At 46.2% G+C, this 16,951-nt stretch carries 16 protein-coding genes; 5 read left to right on the top strand and 11 right to left on the bottom strand.

The window, feature by feature from the left end; all coding sequences use genetic code 11:
- Window positions 1-329 precede the first annotated feature (329 nt).
- Window positions 330-1,745, top strand: a complete 1,416-nt coding sequence (locus GA0116948_RS04810) for an ammonium transporter (protein ID WP_317041898.1) — start codon at window positions 330-332, stop codon at window positions 1,743-1,745.
- Between the two features lie 434 nt (window positions 1,746-2,179).
- Here the strand turns inward: GA0116948_RS04810 and GA0116948_RS04815 are convergent, their stop codons facing one another.
- Window positions 2,180-3,412: an MFS transporter gene (locus GA0116948_RS04815; protein ID WP_089709580.1), complete on the bottom strand. Its 1,233-nt coding sequence runs from the start codon at window positions 3,410-3,412 to the stop codon at window positions 2,180-2,182.
- Between the two features lie 185 nt (window positions 3,413-3,597).
- Window positions 3,598-4,275 (bottom strand): FadR/GntR family transcriptional regulator, encoded by a 678-nt coding sequence (locus GA0116948_RS04820; RefSeq protein ID WP_089709471.1) that lies wholly within the window; start codon window positions 4,273-4,275, stop codon window positions 3,598-3,600.
- A gap of 106 nt (window positions 4,276-4,381) precedes the next feature.
- On the opposite strand from GA0116948_RS04820, the gene GA0116948_RS04825 reads away from it, so the two are divergent.
- On the top strand, window positions 4,382-5,041 hold the full coding sequence (locus GA0116948_RS04825; RefSeq protein ID WP_089709472.1) for a DUF2461 domain-containing protein: 660 nt from the start codon (window positions 4,382-4,384) through the stop codon (window positions 5,039-5,041).
- A 112-nt stretch (window positions 5,042-5,153) separates the two neighbouring features.
- Here GA0116948_RS04825 and GA0116948_RS04830 read toward each other — a convergent pair whose 3' ends face one another.
- The 4 genes from GA0116948_RS04830 to GA0116948_RS04845 all read right to left on the bottom strand — a co-directional run bounded on the left by GA0116948_RS04830 (window position 5,154) and on the right by GA0116948_RS04845 (window position 9,310).
- Window positions 5,154-5,405, bottom strand: coding sequence for a hypothetical protein (locus GA0116948_RS04830; RefSeq protein WP_089709473.1), 252 nt, complete (start codon window positions 5,403-5,405; stop codon window positions 5,154-5,156).
- Window positions 5,406-5,907: 502 nt separating this feature from the next.
- Window positions 5,908-6,897 (bottom strand): aspartate-semialdehyde dehydrogenase, encoded by a 990-nt coding sequence (locus tag GA0116948_RS04835; RefSeq protein ID WP_089709474.1) that lies wholly within the window; start codon window positions 6,895-6,897, stop codon window positions 5,908-5,910.
- A gap of 165 nt (window positions 6,898-7,062) precedes the next feature.
- A complete protein-coding gene (locus tag GA0116948_RS04840; protein WP_089709475.1) occupies window positions 7,063-7,416 on the bottom strand; it encodes a hypothetical protein in 354 nt (117 codons plus the stop codon).
- A gap of 808 nt (window positions 7,417-8,224) precedes the next feature.
- Window positions 8,225-9,310 carry a hypothetical protein gene (locus GA0116948_RS04845; RefSeq protein WP_089709476.1) on the bottom strand — a complete coding sequence of 362 codons (1,086 nt, stop codon included), beginning with the start codon at window positions 9,308-9,310 and terminating at the stop codon, window positions 8,225-8,227.
- Window positions 9,311-9,407: 97 nt separating this feature from the next.
- On the opposite strand from GA0116948_RS04845, the gene GA0116948_RS04850 reads away from it, so the two are divergent.
- The 3 genes from GA0116948_RS04850 to GA0116948_RS04860 all read left to right on the top strand — a co-directional run bounded on the left by GA0116948_RS04850 (window position 9,408) and on the right by GA0116948_RS04860 (window position 13,871).
- Window positions 9,408-10,964 carry a lamin tail domain-containing protein gene (locus GA0116948_RS04850; protein WP_089709477.1) on the top strand — a complete coding sequence of 519 codons (1,557 nt, stop codon included), beginning with the start codon at window positions 9,408-9,410 and terminating at the stop codon, window positions 10,962-10,964.
- Between the two features lie 294 nt (window positions 10,965-11,258).
- A complete protein-coding gene (locus GA0116948_RS04855; protein ID WP_089709478.1) occupies window positions 11,259-11,900 on the top strand; it encodes a DUF5606 family protein in 642 nt (213 codons plus the stop codon).
- Between the two features lie 246 nt (window positions 11,901-12,146).
- Window positions 12,147-13,871 (top strand): M3 family oligoendopeptidase, encoded by a 1,725-nt coding sequence (locus GA0116948_RS04860; RefSeq protein WP_089709479.1) that lies wholly within the window; start codon window positions 12,147-12,149, stop codon window positions 13,869-13,871.
- Window positions 13,872-13,947: 76 nt separating this feature from the next.
- Here GA0116948_RS04860 and GA0116948_RS04865 read toward each other — a convergent pair whose 3' ends face one another.
- The 5 genes from GA0116948_RS04865 to purN form a co-directional block, all read right to left on the bottom strand.
- Entirely contained in the window at window positions 13,948-14,373 is a 426-nt protein-coding gene (locus GA0116948_RS04865; protein WP_089709480.1) for a Fur family transcriptional regulator, read from the bottom strand.
- A complete protein-coding gene (locus GA0116948_RS04870; protein WP_089709481.1) occupies window positions 14,370-14,774 on the bottom strand; it encodes a hypothetical protein in 405 nt (134 codons plus the stop codon). Before GA0116948_RS04870 ends, GA0116948_RS04865 begins: the two co-directional genes overlap by 4 nt.
- Window positions 14,775-14,777: 3 nt before the next feature.
- A complete protein-coding gene (locus GA0116948_RS04875; protein WP_089709482.1) occupies window positions 14,778-15,410 on the bottom strand; it encodes an SCO family protein in 633 nt (210 codons plus the stop codon).
- Between the two features lie 135 nt (window positions 15,411-15,545).
- Window positions 15,546-16,217, bottom strand: coding sequence for a hypothetical protein (locus GA0116948_RS04880; RefSeq protein ID WP_089709483.1), 672 nt, complete (start codon window positions 16,215-16,217; stop codon window positions 15,546-15,548).
- Between the two features lie 51 nt (window positions 16,218-16,268).
- On the bottom strand, window positions 16,269-16,844 hold the full coding sequence (purN, locus tag GA0116948_RS04885) for a phosphoribosylglycinamide formyltransferase (RefSeq protein WP_089709484.1): 576 nt from the start codon (window positions 16,842-16,844) through the stop codon (window positions 16,269-16,271).
- Between the last annotated feature and the right edge of the window lie 107 nt (window positions 16,845-16,951).

A 16,951-nucleotide genomic window follows, 5' to 3' on the forward strand; every position in this document is an offset into this window, starting at 1 on the left:
TCATATTAGTAATTTTGATTTTTCTTATTTAACTGATTTAAAATAGATTATTTTTTTAATCATTCAATAGAATGTTTAAGACCTATCCCAATTTGAAATTTTCAATACCAGCCTCAACCGAGCCTAAATTATTGTGAATCAACTCTCTCATAGCATACTTACGTAATCAAAACACCTGGAAAGGGCTATTTATATATTATTTAATTATAATATGATGTTTTTGATGAAATAAATGCGCTTTTTTATTTAATTATTTCTAATTTTTCAATATAGTCGGCATTTTCATGAACAAAAATGTATTTTTATTCAAGAATTTTTAAAAAGCAGCTATGATGTCGAAAAAAGTACCTTTTAAAGACTATTTGCCTTTTATGATACTGGCCGCATTGGCCGTTATAGGGCTGTTTATACAAAATCAGGTTGCTTACAATGGAGACGGTAAGTATAACAACGCCGATATTGCCTGGATTATCGTAGCCACAGCCTTGGTATTCCTGATGACGCCTGGTTTATCTTTCTTTTACGGAGGCATGGTAAATCGCAAGAATGTGATCTCTACCATGGTGCAGAGTTTTATAGCTGCTGGATTAGTGAGCGTTATCTGGGTAACCGTAGGTTTTAGCATGGCCTTTGGCGATTCTATTGGCGGTGTGGTTGGTAACCCTGGTACGTATTTCTTTTTCAAAAATGTATCTTCCTCTCAGCCTTTTGTAAACGCAGGTACCATTCCCTTGCTATTGTTTGCCATCTTCCAAATGAAATTTGCAGTGATCACGCCTGCTTTGGTAGTAGGCGCAGTAGCAGAGCGTATCCGTTTTACTTCCTATGTATTGTTCATGGTGTTATTCAGCCTCTTGGTGTATGCGCCAATAGCCCACTGGACTTGGCATCCAAACGGTTTCCTCTATAAAATGGGGGTACTGGATTTTGCAGGTGGTACCGTGGTACATATTTCTGCCGGCTGCGCTGCGCTGGCGGGTGCCCTGGTGCTGAAACGCCGTAAAGATCATATTGAAAAGAAAGAATTAGAACCTGCCAATATTCCTTTTGTGCTCATTGGTACCGGATTGCTTTGGTTCGGATGGTTTGGTTTCAACGCCGGTTCTGCCCTGGGTGCTAACTCGCTTTCGGTGACTGCTTTCGCTACTACTAATACAGCTGCTGCGGCTGCCGGTCTTAGCTGGGTATTCTTTGATGTGATTCGTGGTCGCAAGGCGTCCGCCCTTGGATTCTGCATCGGCGCTGTTGTAGGCCTGGTGGCCATCACGCCAGCTGCCGGTTTTGTAGGCATCCCGCAAAGTTTATTTATTGGTTTCATTGCAGCCATAATTTCAAACTTGGCCGTGCATTATAAAAGCAAATCTAGCATTGACGATACGCTCGACGTATTTCCCTGCCACGGTGTAGGTGGTATGGTGGGTATGCTGCTTACGGGTATCTTCGCTACAAAGATTGTAAATCCTGCCGGCAACGACGGTTGGTTCTATGGTAACTTCGACCTCTTTGTAAAACAAGTCATTGGCCTGTCTATCGTAGTGGCTTACAGCTTTGTGGTGTCTTTCGGTATCTTCAAGCTGATTGACTTGATCCACCCGCTGCGGGTATCAGAAGAAGAAGAAGAATTGGGCCTGGATGCTACCCAGCATGGAGAGCAATACCACCCTGCCAATTTAGCCGTGAATGGCCTGGGTGCGCTCAAAGAAGGTGCGGCGCCTACTGAGTACAAGGAGTTTGTTGACAAATAACTACTTCCCGGCACTGGTAGCCTAACTGTCCGTCGCCTTTTCACCACAGGCAGGTAATGCCAATTCAAAACTGGCTTACTTCAGGCGATGGACACTGGCCTACCGGATGCCGGTTACTATATTTGGCAAGGTTACACGCTCCCCCACAATCAACCAAAATCTCAGAGACAAAACTATAAACCACTTTCGCGTGCGACCATTGTACCTTGCCTAACTTTTTTCATTTTATCAACCAGATCAGATCTATGCTGCTTTACATTTAACTAGTCCGTGGTTACTGCGCCACGGGCTTTTTTATTGCTTACCTGTTACCAATAGGATAATACAGCATTAGCTTGTCCACATACGGGTGGTATATGTTGTCATATAAACACCCCACACAAACACGCTCATTGCCCTGCGCATTTGCGGCAGGGAAGAAACGCACTAGTTAACTAACGCGCTGCCCGTCTATCCAGGTTAGGCAGGCAAGCGGTGATAATGCCTATCAGCGGCAGGAAGGCACAGACACGAAATACAAAGTCAATGCTGGTCTTGTCTGCCAGCTTGCCCAAAACGGCGGAACCCAGGCCGCCCATGCCAAAGGCCAGTCCAAAGAAAAGACCTGCGATGAGTCCTACTTTACCAGGCACCAATTCTGTAGCATACACCAGGATGGCGGAGAAGGCTGAAGCCAGAATAAGTCCTATGCACACAGACAATACACAGGTCCAGAACAATGATGCATAGGGAAGTAACAGGGTAAATGGTGCCACGCCCAGGATAGAAAACCATATAATGTATTTCCTGCCAAACCGGTCGCCCAGTGGCCCTCCAAGCAGGGTGCCGGTAGCTACTGCACCCATGAAAGCAAAGAGGTACATTTGAGGCTGATCGCCCGTAAGATGAAATTTATTGATGAGGAAAAAGGTATAGTAACTGGTCATGCTGGCCATGTAAAAATACTTGGAGAATATAAGTATTAGCAGTATGCCGAGATAAGCAATGACCCTTTTGGTGGAGAAGTTATGGAAATGCTCAATCGTGCGTTTGTGTTTATTCGCCGCTTGCTCCGTCAGTTTCTTACGGTACCATTGGGCCACGATGAGTAAAATGCCAATACCTGCTACCGCCGCTAAAGAAAACCAGGTGATGCTGCGCTGTCCATGGTGTACGATGATTAGTCCGGCCAGCAAGGGGCCTAGTGCGCTGCCTGTATTGCCGCCTAGTTGGAAAATAGATTGTGCCAGTCCCTTCCTGCCACCGGATGCCAGGTGTGCCACCCGCGATGCTTCCGGGTGAAATACGGAAGAACCCACACCGATGAGGCTTACAGCCCGCAAGATATGTTCAAAGCTATCTGCATACGCCAGTAGCACCAGGCCGGTAAGGGTAAAGCCCATCCCTCCCGCCAGGGAATACGGCGTGGGGTGCTTATCCGTAAACCAACCCACGAAGGGTTGTAAGATAGAAGCAGTTAGCTGGTACACCAAGGTAATTAGCCCTACCTGGGTGAAGGTAAGATGAAACTCACTTTTAAGAATAGGATAGGTGGATGGGATAATGGATTGCAACATGTCGTTGATCAGGTGTGATAAGCTGATCGTGAATAGGATGGCGAAAATTGTTTGCTGTGCAGCCTGTTGTAATGCGGGGGCCGGGCGTTGGGCCGGAATTAATTTTTCCATAAGCATATTTAAGATCAGATCATCTGATGACTACTACGAAAAATATTACAACTTCATTAAAATATATAAACTAATAATATTCAAATTGATATAAATTATTTAGTTAATTTGTTGTTGATTGACCCCTTCCATGACTTAAGCAAGGAAATAAAAAAGAAGAATAGGATGCTGCATCACTACCAGCTCTATTTGTCAACATTATCAATAATCTTTGTTACCATATCCCAAGCCTGCTTCCGGTTGCCAGCCACAATGGCGGCCAGTAACTGTTCATGCAATTGATGAGTATCCAGAAAAACGGAGGTATCGTTATATATTTTCTCAAAACCTTTTTTCAGGTATACAGACACGACTTTATATAAATCAGAAAGTATTTCATTTTGTGCGGCATTGGCTACGGCTGTGTGAAAGGCAATGTCGGCTTCAATGGTAGCAGCTACGTTGCCGGTGGCCGCAGTATGCTGGCGCAGATTCAGGCAGTCCTGCATGTGTTGAATATCTTCCTGGGTGCGAAATTGGGCAGCTTTTTCGGCAATCTTCATTTCAAGGAGCTGGCGTACTTCGTTCAAGTCATTTAAGTTAGCCCGCTTTAAGCGCTGGTCTATTGGAGTTGGACTGCTGAATACCGGCTCCACGAAAGTACCTAACCCTTGCTGCACACGCAAAAAGCCGGCGTTTACCAGCGATCTAATGGCTTCTCTTATGGTGGAACGCCCTACGCCGAAAGTCTTCATCAGCTCCGGTTCTATCGGTAATTTACCGTTCACCGGGTATACCCCCTGGCTTATCTGCTCTTGGAGGCGACCGGCCACTTCATCCGCCAGGGAACGTTTCTTTATGATGGTTGCATGCTTATTCATCATATCATCTGATGAATGTAAAGGTAATAAAAAGGCCTTGAATGCCCACATTTTCTTAAAAACAAGAAGGCGTCTAAATAAGTAACTTTATCACTTTAATTCATAAATAATGCCTGCTACTGCAACGGAAAAATTTTTGCTTCAACTCCGTAAACATAACAACAAGGAATGGTTTGATGCGCACAAAAAGGATTACTTGGCTGCCAAATTGGATTTTGAGCAACTGGTACAACAACTGCTGGATGGCCTTGCACAGCAAGACCCCACGATGGCAGCATTGCAGGTGAAAGACTGTGTATTCCGCATCTACAAGGATGTACGTTTTTCCAAGGACAAAACACCTTACAAAACCAACATGGGCGCCAGTTTTCAGGCAGGCGGAAAGAAGTCGGTGAAGGCTGGATACTACTTTCATTATGAGCCAGGAGGGCATAGCTTCGCTGGAGGTGGCCTATGGATGCCCGCAGCACCGGAGTTGAAAAAGGTTAGGCAGGAAATTGATTACAACTTCAACGAATTCCAGGAAATCATTGAAGAAAAGAATTTTAAAAAATACTTCGGAAAGTTAGGCGGGGAGGTATTGAAAACAGTTCCCCAGGGGTATACTGCCGATAATCCGGCCATAGCGGTTTTGAGGTATAAAAGTTTTACAGTAAATCATCATCTTACGGATGAATCTTGTACTAAACCAGGCATTGCCAAAGAAATACTTAAAAGTTTTGCAGCTATGCAATCCTTACTGATATTCCTGAACCGTGCATTGGAATAGACAATGGAATGTATTAAGTAGTAAGTAGGATGAATGGTGCAGAAACGAGTGCTATGCCCGCTTACCCATATACTAATACTACTTAATGAAAGATACTAGCAGAACTTACAATTTAGTTTTTGTGAATAACAAACTCAAAAGGACGTGCTTTGCGATTCTTGAGCAAGCATTCTTTTTCCGTTTTGTTGTGTGCAAATTTCTGAGTGTACACATTGGCCACTTCGATAATGGGAATAATGCCGTCCAGGGTGTCTTTCTGATCGACAATCGTCATAATCCTCGAAACCTGGGAAGAAAAATTGTTACTCCATTCTTCGGTAAATTTTTGCATTAACAGGAGTTCGCGATTGGTGTTCGTTTTCATAGGTTAGGATTTTTAAACTTAGGATTTTAGGATTTTAATAGTTTTCAATACGACTTCGAAACGATCCAAGCGGTTTAGTGCCCGGGTGCATAGGATTATGTTTCCAAAGATGTAAGAATTCCAGCACAATTCAATACTACTTCTGTGTAGTTTTTCGTTGTATTACTTTAATAAAATATTGAATATATTAAAGATACAACGGTTGAGTTCACTACTTTTCTGCGTTTATTTTAAGGAATTGTAGAATTATTGAATAAAAAAGCATCACAGTACCGTGATACTTGTGTTACAAGAGCATTTTTGGCATGCATGTCAGTTGAAGAGAGTCTCAAATCAAGACTTGTTGTGGAATGAGAACGGGAATATGCAGTTGATTTTCACAGCAAAACTTTCGTAACTGCTATTGATATGGCTAAGGTTGATACATATGCAGCCTCTATAACGATGGATAAAATAAAGGCCTGGTTTTTTCAACCAAGCCTTCATTATAATAGAAGAAAAATTACAACCAATTTTTTGCGGCCAGGTATTCCGCAATCTGTACCGCATTGGTAGCAGCGCCTTTGCGCAGATTGTCCGATACAATCCAGAGATTGATGGTTTTATCCTGGGTTTCGTCGCGGCGGATGCGGCCTACAAATACCTCATCGCGGTCGTGGGCGTCTATGGGCATAGGGTATTTGCCTTGGGCAGGGTCATCTACCACCACCACGCCGGAGGTGTTTTCCAGGATGGAACGCACATCTGCCAGGTCATATTCCCTATTAAATTCCACATTCACCGATTCGCTGTGTCCTCCAATTACGGGTATGCGTACTGTGGTGGCCGTTACTTTAATGTTATCATCGCCGATGATTTTTATAGTTTCTTTCACCATTTTCATTTCTTCCTTGGTGTAACCATTGTCAGTAAAAACATCGATCTGCGGGATCACATTTAGATCTATCTGGTGAGCATAAGCTTTTTCTCCTGTTATGCCCGCGCGCTCGTTCATAAGCTGAGTCACCGCTTTTACGCCGGTGCCGGTTACCGATTGGTAGGTGGATACTACTACTCGTTTTATACCATATTTTTTATGCAGTGGATTTAGCACGAGTACCATTTGTATGGTAGAGCAGTTGGGATTGGCAATGATCTTGTCGGCAGTAGTGATGGTATCTCCATTGATCTCTGGGACTACCAGTTTTTTGGTAGGATCCATACGCCAGGCGGAAGAGTTATCAATAACCGTAATACCGGCTTCTGCAAATTTGGGCGCCCACTCCAGAGAAGTAGTCCCACCGGCGGAAAAGATCGCTACGTTAGGCTGGAGCGCAATGGCTGTTGTCGCGCTCACAATCTTATAGGATTTGCCCTTAAATGTTACTTCCTTACCCACCGATTTTTCGGAGGCTACTGGAATCAATTCGGTAACTGGGAAATTTCGTTCCGCAAGCACTTGTAACATTTTTGAGCCTACCAGTCCGGTAGCTCCTACAACGGCAACTTTCATTTTTATGAAATTTATTTTAGGACCGTAAAATTAAGACTTGGGAAGCGTTTTTTCGCTGCGAACAGGGAATTTTAGGAGAAATGCAGGAATAACGGTCATTTCAGCGGCAGTATTAGAGAAATTCCAACGGATGGGAAGAATAGCAGGTATAGCTGAGGCTAGGATCTAGCGGGGAAATACGAAAGCACCTACAACTGCATCGAAATAAACCTCCTTTTGCACGGGAAGGCCGGTAGACTGTACCAGGGCCTGAATCGTGAGGTAGGCCATCATGGTATTGTCTGTGGCGGCATCGGACTTAATGTTAAGTATATGCACCGTGAGACCGTTGCACTTGGGGCAATGATCCAGAAAATATTGGCAGCCGAATAAAATACCGGCTCGCCACCCATCATACACATCATGGATGCGCAAAGTAGTAGCGGAGGTATTGGTATGTACGTTACTTTCCAACACTACCTCACCGTAACAACCGTTGACCTTTGCCGGATTGGAGAATTTGCCGCTACCTGTTTTCATGGCAATTTTTTCAGGAAGTTAACAGTTTACGGGGAGTAAATGCGTTTGCAATCCATTGATATTTTCCGTTAACAATTTTGAAGGATTTGAGTGATGATAAATTTGGACCATTGCAGTGAAATATTTGGAACAAATTGTTTTGTCAAACCCTAACCGTTATGTGGAACACCATTGTTTGGAAGCGCATGGTAGCGACGTCCTGTTTATTATGCACCATTTATTTGTGTTTATTTTGTTCCTGGGCCAATGCCCAGGGCCTTCGGCAAAATTTTGATACGGGTACAGTGGTACCGTCATCGGTATGGCAGGGAACTGACACTGCCTGGATCATAAGTGAAGGCAGGCTGCAAAGTCATTGGCAGCAAGTGAAAAGTTCTTTTTATCTCTCCACGCAGCATCCTTTACAAGCGGATAGCTGGGAATGGTGGATGAAGTTGGGATTTAATCCCTCTTCTCAAAATTATGTTGATATTTTTTTGCTGGCAGACACGTTGAATTTATTATCGTCTGCAGTGAGTGGTTACTTTGTACGTGTAGGCAATACGGCGGATGAAGTTAGCCTCTATCACCTGTCCGCTGGTCAGCCTGCCGTGAAGCTCATAGATGGGACAGATGGTGTGCTAAACCATGCATCTAATACGCTAAAAGTACGGGTAATGCGGCATGGCGGGCATTGGGAAATGCAGATAGCGTTGGGCAATACAGCAAATTATGACACTGTGCATACAGCGGTGGATAGCAGTGCAGGGGCTGGTGGATATTTTGGACTTGCGATAAAACAATCCACCGCCTCTTTTTTTGAGAAGCATTATTTTGATGATTTCGTAGTAGGTGAGTGGAAGGACACTACGGCCTTACCGCCCGATACGGTGATAACACCGCCGGATACGGTTGTAACACCACCAATAACACCACCTGATACGACGGTGAATACACCGCCGGATACAGTTGTAACCCCACCGGTAACGCCACCTGATACGACGGTGATAACACCGCCGGATACGGTTGATACACCACCTGTAACACCGCCTGATACGACGGTGATAACACCGCCGGATACGGTGGTAATACCACCAATAACACCACCTGATACGACCGTGATAACACCGCCGGATACGGTTATAACCCCACCGGTAACGCCACCTGATACGACGGTGATAACACCGCCGGATACGGTTGATACACCACCGGTAACACCGCCTGATACGACGGTGATAACACCGCCGGATACGGTTATAACCCCACCGGTAACACCACCTGATACGACGGTGATAACACCGCCGGATACAGTTGTAACCCCACCGGTAACGCCACCTGATACGACGGTGATAACACCGCCGGATACAGTTGTAACCCCACCGGTAACGCCACCTGATACGACGGTGATAACACCGCCGGATACAGTTGTAACACCACCAATAACGCCACCAGATACGGTTGATACACCACCGGTAACGCCACCTGATACGACGGTGATAACACCGCCAGATACGGTTGTAACACCACCAATAACGCCACCTGATACGACGGTGATAACACCGCAGGATACAGTTGTAACCCCACCGGTAACGCCACCTGATACGACGGTGATAACACCGCCGGATACAGTTGTAACACCACCAATAACGCCACCTGATACGACGGTGATAACACCGCCGGATACGGTTGTAGCCCCACCGGTAACGCCACCTGATACGACGGTGATAACACCGCCGGATACGGTTGTAACCCCACCGGTAACACCGCCTGATACGACGGTGATAACACCGCCGGATACGGTTGTAACCCCACCGGTAACGCCACCTGATACGACGGTGATAACACCGCCGGATACGGTTGTAACACCACCAATAACACCACCTGATACGACGGTAACTCCCCTGCCAACGCACATTGTAGGAAGAGCACCTGTTTTATACAATTTAATTATTAACGAAATCCTCCCAGACCCAACGCCCGTCGTACAGCTGCCTGGATACCGGTTTGTGGAGTTGCGCAACCGGAGCCAGGATACATTGCAGCTTCAGGGTTGTACCATCGGCAATCGCATACGCCAAAGCGTGTTGCCGCAATACGCTTTGGCGCCGGATAGTTTGCTCATTGTGTGCGATGTAGCCGCGGTGAGCAGTTATTTAAAGTTTGGTGCTACCGTGGGCGTAAGGTCTTTCCCTGCATTTAAAACAGCGGATACCATTTTGTTGCGAAATGCAACCGGCGTGCTGCTACACGTGGTAGCCTACAATAAAAACACTTATAAAAACGAAGACTTTTCAAAAGGAGGGCATAGCCTGGAAATAATATCGGACGCAACGCCCTGCAGTGGGGGAGAAAACTGGTCGGCATCTACAGCCCCAAGCGGAGGCTCTCCAGGAAAAAGAAATACAGTCGATGGGGAGATACAACCCATGTTGCCTGACCTATTGCAAGTATTTCCTTTAGATAGTCTGCACCTGCAACTAACATTTTCAGCTACGCTGGATAGCGCTATGGCAATGGATTTGCAGCATTATCAGTTTAAAAATAACGCTTTGCAGGCGTTACAGGCAGATGTGGTAGGGCCTTTGTGGGATGAGGTACACCTGGTTTTAAAAAATCCGCTACAACAAGGTATATTATACACGCTCTCCACACGTGGAATTGTTGATTGCAACGGGCTTGAAAGCGGTCTTAAAAACGAAGCTTCCTTTGCATGCACTGGCATACCGGATAGCCTGGATATTATATTTAATGAAGTGATGTATGATCCGTTACCAGGGGTGCCACAATTTATTGAAATTTATAACCGCAGTAAACAGGCTGTAGACCTTTCCCACTTGTATTGGGTGATGCAGGATAAATACGGAGCGGATAAAAATGTACTCCCCCTTTCCGGCAAGCCGGCTTTACTGCTAAGCGGGGCGTATGCGGTGATCAGTAACGATCCGGGAGTGCTTTGTCAGCAAGCGGTGTGTGGATTGGAAAGTCCCCTGCTAACGGTACACCTACCGCAACTGTCGAACGATGGAGCGGCCATGCTGCTGCGGTATGATGGGCATGGACTGGATGCATTTGCGTATTCGCCAGATATGCAGTTTGGGTTACTATCTAATGCCAAAGGTATTTCACTGGAACGTATAGATCCGGAGGTGGCTACCCTGGCGGCTAATAATTGGCATTCTGCTGCAGCAAGTGCTGGTTACAGCACACCTGGCCGTAAAAATTCGCAGGCAGCAGGATTGGGACAGGAGGTAACTGGGTGGTCAGTGGCCCCATCCACTTTTTCACCAGACCATGATGGGATGGACGATCAGGCTTTCATAGATTACTTGCAGCCTCTGCCTGGCTTTATGGCAAACATCACTTTGTTTGATGCCAATGGCCGGGTAGTGCGGGAGCTGGTGCGTAACAGCCTGCTGGGTACACAGGGCCGGTTTGTATGGGATGGATTGAACGATCGGGGAGAACAATTGCCGGCAGGAGTTTACATAATTTATGCGGCTATCTTTAACCAGGAAGGGTCGGTGAAATATTGGAAACAGCCTTTGGTACTAGCCCGGCGGCTGAAATAATCGGTGCATTTTGGGAAAAAAACTGGGCCTGCCGCTGCATTTTCGCATCGAGTTAGCCTAGATCACTAGGGGTATGCAAGCCTGGATAATGCTACAAAAGCGGAGTGGACGGATGCCCTAATCACTTTCCCTGCGGCATTTTTTAGCGGGCCTGTTTGCCGCTAATCCGCTGCACCCTAAGCGCTTAACGCTCCTTAGAGGGGCATTTCAACTTAGCGGAAAATAAGGTCTTCCGTTCCAGCGCATTGGCCAATAATTAATTTTTTTATATTTGCCCTTCCAAAAAAATTGAATATGCAGTATAGAGAGATTGTTGCAATAACCGGCCTCGGCGGTTTGTACCAATTGATAGCTAGCAAGCAAGATGGCGCTATCGTGAAATCACTGGAAGACAAAAGCTCCCGCTTTGTATCTTCCCGCGTTCACAATTTTACCCCGCTTGAAAGCATCGAAGTATTTACCACTGGTGATAATGTGAACCTGGTATCCGTGTTTAAAGCCATGGACGAACAGGCCACCACCGAACAACCTAACGCCAAGGCAGACAACAATGCCGTAAAAGCATACTTCAAAACCGTATTCCCTACTTTCGACGAAGAAAGAGTATACGTGAGCGATATGAAGAAAATGGTGAAATGGTATAGTATTCTGAAGGCCAACGACCTGTTAAAGTTCGACGAAATAATGGCCCCGGAAACAGCAACGGAGGAAGATGCGCCTGTAACAGCCGTGGAAGCCTCTTCTGCCGATGAAAAAGCAGCCAAGCAGCCAAAGGCCAAGAAAGCCGAAGTTTCCGAAGGCACAGTGGAGGCCTCGGTAGAAAAGCCTAAGAAAGTTACTAAGCCCAAAGCAGCCGCAGCGCCGGTAGAAGGGGAGGAAGCGACCGCTCCTAAACCAAAGAAAGCAGCAGTTAAGAAAAAGAAAGAAGAAGAATAGTCTTTATAACCGGTTACGCAGCCAATGGCTGCCTGTACCGGTACACACCTTCACAACGTTTGCAGGTATCTCTTGCAAACGTTGCCGAAGGGTGCAACATAAACCCCTGCCAAGGGTGAGGTTTACTCGCTGCTTTTGGTAAAGCATGCCATTTCCCGGTATTTTTAACGTTTTATTTAGCCAATTTCCAAACTTCCTGGTCTCCTATACTATGGCTGGCAGTTTGGATTTTTCTATTTTAGTAGCATGAATACAATCTCCGCACATATCCAAAAAGCACCTCGGCATTTTCTGCCGGAAAATTTTACCCTTACTACCTGGGAGGCCTTGGAACCTTATTTTCAGGACTTGCAAGACCGTCCCCTGAACACACCGGAGGCCCTGGAACAGTGGCTTCGCGACATCAGCGAACTGGAAGCGGTGGTAAGCGAAGACGCCTGCTGGCGCCAGATTAAAATGACCTGCGATACCAACGATCCTGAACTGGAAGCTGCCTTTACCTATTTCTGCATGGAAATACAGCCGAAAATGCAGCCGATCGTAAACATTCTTAACCAGCGCCTGCTGGATAGCCCTTTCAGTACCCAGTTGCAAACACCAGGTTTCGACATTTACCTGCGCAATACCCGTAACCAGGTGTCGTTGTATAAGGCCGAGAACGTGCCGCTGTTCGCCGATCTGAGTGTAATGGCCCAACAGTATGGCGTGATCTCCGGTAAAATGACGGTCAATATAAAGGACAAAGAATATACTTTACAGCAGGCCGCCAAATTCCTGGAAAGTAGCGACCGTGGGCTTCGGGAAGAAGTATATCGCAAAACCATGGACCGGCGCTTGCAAGACCGCGCCGCCCTGGATATATTATATACCGATTTGGTACAAAAGCGCCAACAGGTAGCCATTAATGCTGGTTTTGAGAATTACCGCGACTATAAATTTCGCGAACTGGGCCGCTTTGATTATACTAAAGAAGACTGCTATCAGTTTCACGCTGCCGTGCGCGAGCATATTGTACCACTGGTAAAAACCAGCTTGCAAAGACAAAAAACCAAATTAGGTCTTGACCTACTACGGCCCTGGGATACGGAAGCCGAACCGGCTGGCACTAAGCCGCTGGAACCTTTCCATACCGGCGAAGAACTGGTAAACAAAGCCATTACCACCTTCGACGCGCTGGACCCTTTCTTTGGCGAATGCCTGCGCGTGATGAAAAGCATGGGACGCCTGGACTTGGAAAGCCGTATTGGCAAAGCGCCCGGAGGATATAACTGTCCCTTGGCGGAAACCGGTGTACCTTTTATATTTATGAACGCCGCCGGCCAGATGAAAGACCTCACTACCATGGTACACGAAGGTGGCCACGCAGTGCATTCTTTCCTGAGTCATCCCCTCGCATTAAGTGCATTTAAGGAATATCCGATGGAAATAGCCGAAGTAGCTAGCATGAGCATGGAGCTGTTCACCATGGACCATTGGGATATTTTCTTTAGCGATAAAGCGGAGCTGCAACGTGCCAAGCTTCAGCAACTAGAGCGCTCTATCACCATCTTCCCCTGGATAGCCACCATTGATAAGTTTCAACACTGGGTATACGAGCACCCCCAGCATACTGAAACGGAGCGTACTGCCGCCTGGCTCCGGATACTGGAAGAATTTTCGCCACACGAAGTAGACTTCAGCGGCCTGGAAGAAGCTCGTGCTGCCAGTTGGCAACGTCAGTTGCATTTGTTTGAAGTACCATTTTACTACATCGAGTATGGCATTGCCCAATTAGGTGCTATTGCCATGTGGAAGCAGTACCGCGAAAACAAGGCGCAAGCGTTAGAAAATTACCAGCGTGCGCTAAGCCTCGGCAATACGAGGTCTTTGCCAGAATTATATAAAGCGGCCGGCATCCGCTTCGATTTCTCCCCAGCTTATGTCAAAGAGTTGGCAGATTTCGTACAGGCCGAGATCGATAAGATTGTATAATAGTGACTTGCCTTTAAAAAAACAAGGCCTGGATCATGTATCCTGGCCTTGTTTTTTTCTCCTGACGGGTCTGTAATTATTTACAATTTGGACATAGCCCGCTTACGATTACTTCAACATTGTCAGCAGTATATCCCTGTGGAAGTTGTATAGCCGGGATGGCAATGCCTTCCAGGCAAAGAGTATTGTCGCAGTGCTGGCATTTAAAATGAATGTGGTGGTCGTCGTGGTGGTCCTCCGAGCAATCTTTACACAAGGCATAATGAATGCTGGTATCGGTGCTAGGTATTTTATGGATAATGCCTTTGTCGAGAAAAGTTTGCAGCGTGCGGTACACTGTCACGCGGTCGAAGGTGGCACCGTCCAATTTTTCAAAATTGTGATGCTCCAGGGCCCCCTTGGTTTTGAAAAACAACTCTAATATTTTGGTGCGCGTATCGGTAACACTCAGTTTGCTCTCGCGCAGCAATTCCTTTATTTTCTCACTGTACCGGATATTCATGGTCTGAATTTACGTAAAACAAATGGGCTTATAAAAGTGGCTATCGTCATATATATGGCAAACGTTTTAAACCACAGCACCATCGTAGCAGGTGCCAGCAGCCAGCAAAGGGCGGCCAATATAACATACACGCCGCAATTGATCATGGCCACTGGCCAGCGCCGGTCATTCCCTATCCTCGGCAACAAAAAATACAGGGTGCCAAAGGTGAACAGGTAATATCCCAGGAAGCGCACCAGGTTCATTTCCAGAGCATCGCGCAGCGCCTGTCGATATCCCCAGTCGTAATGCCCCTGCAAGGCCTTCACATAATATTCCGTTTCAAGGAAAACCGTACAGATCAGCGTTTCTACGCAATACAGGGCTAATACATAGAAAAGAAGGCGCAGCGTATTTTTCATTGGCTATTTTTCTGCCATTAAGAGACCAATGTCAGTATTCAGTTTGTCGATGTCGCTCATTTTTGTGCCTTCGTACAGTCCGCGAATGCGGGCTTCCTTATCAACCAGGGCAAACCATTGCGTGTGTACAAAGTCGTCTGGACCGGTGTCGGTGCCGTCATCTACCAGGTAACTTTCTCGGGCTAGTTTATATAATTGTCTTTTATTGCCGGTCAGAAACCACCAATTTTTACTGTCGGCCCCATGCTTAAGGGCATAGGCCTTGAGTACGGGTACACTATCAGTCTCGGGATCTACCGTGTGGGATAGGATGAGAAAGTTCGGTGTATTCCGGTAACGGGCGTACACCTTTTCCAAATTTGCATTCATTTTTGGGCAAATGCCTTTACAGGTGGTAAAGAAGTATTCCGCTACATAGGTTTTACCTTTCACATCATTATTTGTGATGGTACGGCCTTCCTGGTTTACGAAAGAAAAGCCCTGTACGGTATGGCCGGGACCCAAAATGGGTAAGTGCTCTACGTGCTTAATGGTGCCATTGGCCTGGTAAATCGCGTAACCTGCATAGGTTAGGAATGCGATAGACAAAAGCGCAAAGAAAGCAATATAAAAGATGGCTTTTTTGGAAACGCGCATGATAACAGTTTAGGCTACAAAGTTCCTGTCTGCGGGGCAATTTCCAAAGAACAATTTGCCGGGCGGCAATTTTATAACAATTTTCCAACCAGCTATTGGAAAATTAACAGGAACCTGCCGGTAGCAATAGCAAGTTTATAGTTTAAGGCCCAGCTTTATCCCAAATTGTATGCTGGGCAATATACTTACTAGTCGACCATGATCCAGGTCGGGAGCGCCGTTATTATCGTGATAGGTATTATAATGATATATTTTGGTGCGGATGCCCAGGCCAATGTAAGGGTCTACCACAAATCGGTTGTGGGTTACCTGGCGGCCTATCAGCAGTTGCAGACCGTATACGTCCTTGTCGCCAGCGTTTTTGTAATCAATGTTGTTAATGCGGGTATTTTCATTGGGATAAAAAATGCGTTTGTAAAACAGCATCGGTTCAAAATAGGTGCCGCCGGCGGAGGGCAGTACGGAAGAGGTATTGTTTCGCGGAACAATATACCAGCGAATGCCAGCACGTACCCCCAGCCCCACGGCGTCTACATACTGGTGGGTACTGATATCGGGTTTATTCTGGCCAATGTCTATCCTATCCAAAAGTACATAATCAGGGTAGTCGGTGTATACGCCGATTATACCGGCTTCCAGGCTTACCTTTTTGGAGATGACCTGTTCAAAAGAAATATCTAATTCATTAATAAGTGTGGTAGGATTTATTTTTATAAAAGTACTTTTTGGAATAGGAGGAATGGAATCCTGGGCGGTAACTTCCAAGACGAAAAGTAATAAGGAAATGGCGGCAAGTAAGCTTTTCATAAGTAAATACCGGCTTTAAAAAAGGAGCTATAGCGGCAATAAATGGGGCCGTCAGTACGCGGAATGTGACAATAATCGTTCCACAATCGTAGGGTACCAGCGGTGTTCCAATGACTGTATTTTCCTGGCCAGGGACGCCGGCGTATCGGTGGGAGTGATGTTACAACGCTCTTGTAAGATGGGGGTACCTTCATCGTACCGTTCGTTCACAAAGTGGATGGTAATGCCGCTTTCTGTTTCCCCGGCGGCAATCACCGCTTCATGTACAAAATGCCCATACATGCCTTTGCCACCGTATTTGGGAAGCAATGCAGGGTGTATATTAACGATGCGTTGGGGAAAGGCTTGCACCAAATTGGGCGGCACCTTCCATAAGAAGCCTGCCAGTACGATCAGATCTATATGGTGGTCCTGCAGCGCTTGCACATAAGTGTCGGTCTCGAAAAACGTTTGCCGGTTCAGCAACAGAGTGGGGATACCTTCACGGGCGGCAATGTCCAGCACACCCGCCCCAGGCTTATTGCATACGATGAGGCTTATAGTGGCAAGGGACGAACCCCGGAAATGGTCAATTAACTGCTGGGCATTACTGCCGGCCCCTGATGCGAAAATGGCAATTTGTTTCAACGCGACAATTTTAAGAAGATGCAAAAATAAGCACGCTAAAGACAAATTGGATGACGTATATTGTATAATCTGTAACTCCGGGTTATTTTTAATGCATATAATCGGAT

It is taken from the genome of Chitinophaga costaii (assembly GCF_900094705.1).
GTDB classification, from domain to species: Bacteria; Bacteroidota; Bacteroidia; order Chitinophagales; family Chitinophagaceae; genus Chitinophaga; species Chitinophaga costaii.

Bases quoted from the DNA above. Each gene is read 5' to 3' on its own strand.
- GA0116948_RS04810 (WP_317041898.1), top strand. From the start codon at position 330: ATGATGTCGAAAAAAGTACCTTTTAAAGACTATTTGCCTTTTATGATA.
- GA0116948_RS04815 (WP_089709580.1), bottom strand. From the start codon at position 3,412: ATGGAAAAATTAATTCCGGCCCAACGCCCGGCCCCCGCATTACAACAG.
- GA0116948_RS04820 (WP_089709471.1), bottom strand. From the start codon at position 4,275: ATGATGAATAAGCATGCAACCATCATAAAGAAACGTTCCCTGGCGGAT.
- GA0116948_RS04825 (WP_089709472.1), top strand. From the start codon at position 4,382: ATGCCTGCTACTGCAACGGAAAAATTTTTGCTTCAACTCCGTAAACAT.
- GA0116948_RS04830 (WP_089709473.1), bottom strand. From the start codon at position 5,405: ATGAAAACGAACACCAATCGCGAACTCCTGTTAATGCAAAAATTTACC.
- GA0116948_RS04835 (WP_089709474.1), bottom strand. From the start codon at position 6,897: ATGAAAGTTGCCGTTGTAGGAGCTACCGGACTGGTAGGCTCAAAAATG.
- GA0116948_RS04840 (WP_089709475.1), bottom strand. From the start codon at position 7,416: ATGAAAACAGGTAGCGGCAAATTCTCCAATCCGGCAAAGGTCAACGGT.
- GA0116948_RS04845 (WP_089709476.1), bottom strand. From the start codon at position 9,310: ATGTGCGTTGGCAGGGGAGTTACCGTCGTATCAGGTGGTGTTATTGGT.
- GA0116948_RS04855 (WP_089709478.1), top strand. From the start codon at position 11,259: ATGCAGTATAGAGAGATTGTTGCAATAACCGGCCTCGGCGGTTTGTAC.
- GA0116948_RS04860 (WP_089709479.1), top strand. From the start codon at position 12,147: ATGAATACAATCTCCGCACATATCCAAAAAGCACCTCGGCATTTTCTG.
- GA0116948_RS04865 (WP_089709480.1), bottom strand. From the start codon at position 14,373: ATGAATATCCGGTACAGTGAGAAAATAAAGGAATTGCTGCGCGAGAGC.
- GA0116948_RS04870 (WP_089709481.1), bottom strand. From the start codon at position 14,774: ATGAAAAATACGCTGCGCCTTCTTTTCTATGTATTAGCCCTGTATTGC.
- GA0116948_RS04875 (WP_089709482.1), bottom strand. From the start codon at position 15,410: ATGCGCGTTTCCAAAAAAGCCATCTTTTATATTGCTTTCTTTGCGCTT.
- GA0116948_RS04880 (WP_089709483.1), bottom strand. From the start codon at position 16,217: ATGAAAAGCTTACTTGCCGCCATTTCCTTATTACTTTTCGTCTTGGAA.